Source organism: Sphingomonas psychrolutea (assembly GCF_014636175.1).
In the GTDB taxonomy this organism is placed as follows: Bacteria; Pseudomonadota; Alphaproteobacteria; order Sphingomonadales; family Sphingomonadaceae; genus Sphingomonas; species Sphingomonas psychrolutea.
The window spans coordinates 1-1,848 of the sequence record NZ_BMDW01000051.1 but is presented as its reverse complement, the minus strand read 5'-3'; the positions used below and the strand labels follow the sequence as shown (position 1 = coordinate 1,848).

The window sequence follows — 1,848 nt, the reverse complement described above, 5'->3', positions numbered from 1 at the left end:
CACAACGCGGCGAAAACCGAAATCCCCATAGGTCAGCACGCGTGGCCCGCGGCTTCCTGCTTTGGAGGATATCGTACGCCTGCCGGCATCCGATATCCTTCACAAACCTTGCCGTTAGCTTCCCGAATTGCCGATCCCGAAAGCTGCCGTCGCTTCTCCCTAGTCGGTCCCGTCCAGAAAATGAGTGCCCAGCATCATGCCGCCAAAAACTATTTGAGGTTTCATAGGTGAAGCAGAACCGCCTCGACGATCTGTTGACTGCATTCAGTTTATGCGACCACCATCCGGCTTTGCCGTGCCAATGCTACCGCTCTGGCTAGGCCGCCAGGCGGTCTTTCTTCATTTCCAGCTTAACGACCATGCCATTGATCGACCATTCGCGAGAAAAGGAGCCTCCAAGCCGTGATACCATTCGGGTAACCAGCTTACTGCCGAACCCCATCTCACTCGGTTCTACTACCGCTGGGCCGCCATGCTCCGTCCAGACTAGCATCACGTCATTTTCCTGACTCGTGCAGGTAATATCGACAGTTCCTGTGCCGACCGACAGCGCACCGTATTTGACCGAATTGGTCGCCAGCTCATGGAGGATCAGCGCCAGATTGGTAGCGGCACCGTCGCCAGTGGAGATCCTCGGCGCGGACACGCGCACGCGGCCTGTATGGGCTCCCAGGTCGTCATAGGGCGCTAGCACAACAGAAATCAGGTCGCCGACAAGCGCGGCATTTTCTTCGTCTGGCCTTGGTCGAACAAGGTCGTGGGCACGACCTAACGCCGACAAGCGCGTCGTCAGGTCATTGGCCATCTCTTCCGCGCTCGTCGCCGATCTCGACACAATTGTGGTCAGGCTCGACGCGATTGCCAGCAGGTTCTTGACGCGGTGGCTCATCTCACCCGCCAACAGCTCGTGCGCCTCCTCGGCCTGTTTGCGGTCGGTCACGTCCAGGAAGATACCGAACATGACAGCTCCGACGATCCCTGCATCGTCACCCTGGCCGCGAGCCGAAATCCAACGCACGTCGTCAGCGCACATGATCCGAAAATCGATATCATAGGAGCCGGCCAATGCGCGGGTAGCCGAAAACGCGTTCCGAACTCGGTCGCGATCGGAAGGGTGTATTTTTACGGACAAATCCTCGAACGTAATTTCGCCCTGAGCACCTACGTCCCACAGCTGAAAACCGTGTTCGTCCATCGTTATGCGGTCAGTCTCGACGTTCCACGACCACAGCGCGACGCCCGCTGCCTCCGTGGCGCGACGTAAATCAACAACTCCCCACTGGGGAGTGTTGGCACTCTGTTCCGAGTCCATCCGCCGCCCTTCAAATCGTGTGCTGCGGCTAATCGAGGATTTACTGGAGCCGCACTCTCTAACACGTAGCCGGGTTAGCATAGTCTTGTCCTGAATGACCATTATTAACGAAAATCAACAGTTCACTGACGGGCTCGCGGGAATTCGCGCAATCTGATGGACACGGCACTTATGGAACCGCTTGTCATTCCAACGTGCATAACAACCGAACGGTTCTGACACTCGGAGAATAGCGGCTTTCAATCACCTCAATCCCGAAAGCAGCCAGACCGCTCTCCACCATCTATCGCCGTTCAGGTGCCACCGATCGATGCTGGGGCTCCAAGCGGTCAATCCGCCGGATGGCCGGGCGCTTCATAGAAAATTGGGTTGCGCAGCCAGTCGTTGATTGCGGCTTCGCGCCAGCCGGTGCAGCCGGTGCAGCGGGTGCTGTGAGTTGCTGCCGGTCCCATGGACACCAAGTTAGACTACATGAGCCTGCTTCTCGAAGTCCATGGGGCTGAGATAGCCCAAGGTCGAGTGCCTGCGTGTGGGAT

General features: G+C 57.7%; 1 protein-coding gene. It reads right to left on the bottom strand.

The features are described 5' to 3' along the window. Positions 1-316 precede the first annotated feature (316 nt). The gene (locus IEV62_RS18085; RefSeq protein WP_188449986.1) at positions 317-1,312 is read right to left on the bottom strand and encodes a sensor histidine kinase; all 996 of its coding nucleotides are present in this window, start codon (positions 1,310-1,312) and stop codon (positions 317-319) included. Positions 1,313-1,848: the final 536 nt, after the last annotated feature.

What these genes read in the sequence shown, in the direction of transcription:
- IEV62_RS18085 (WP_188449986.1), bottom strand. Translation starts at nt 1,312, where the DNA reads ATGGACTCGGAACAGAGTGCCAACACTCCCCAGTGGGGAGTTGTTGAT.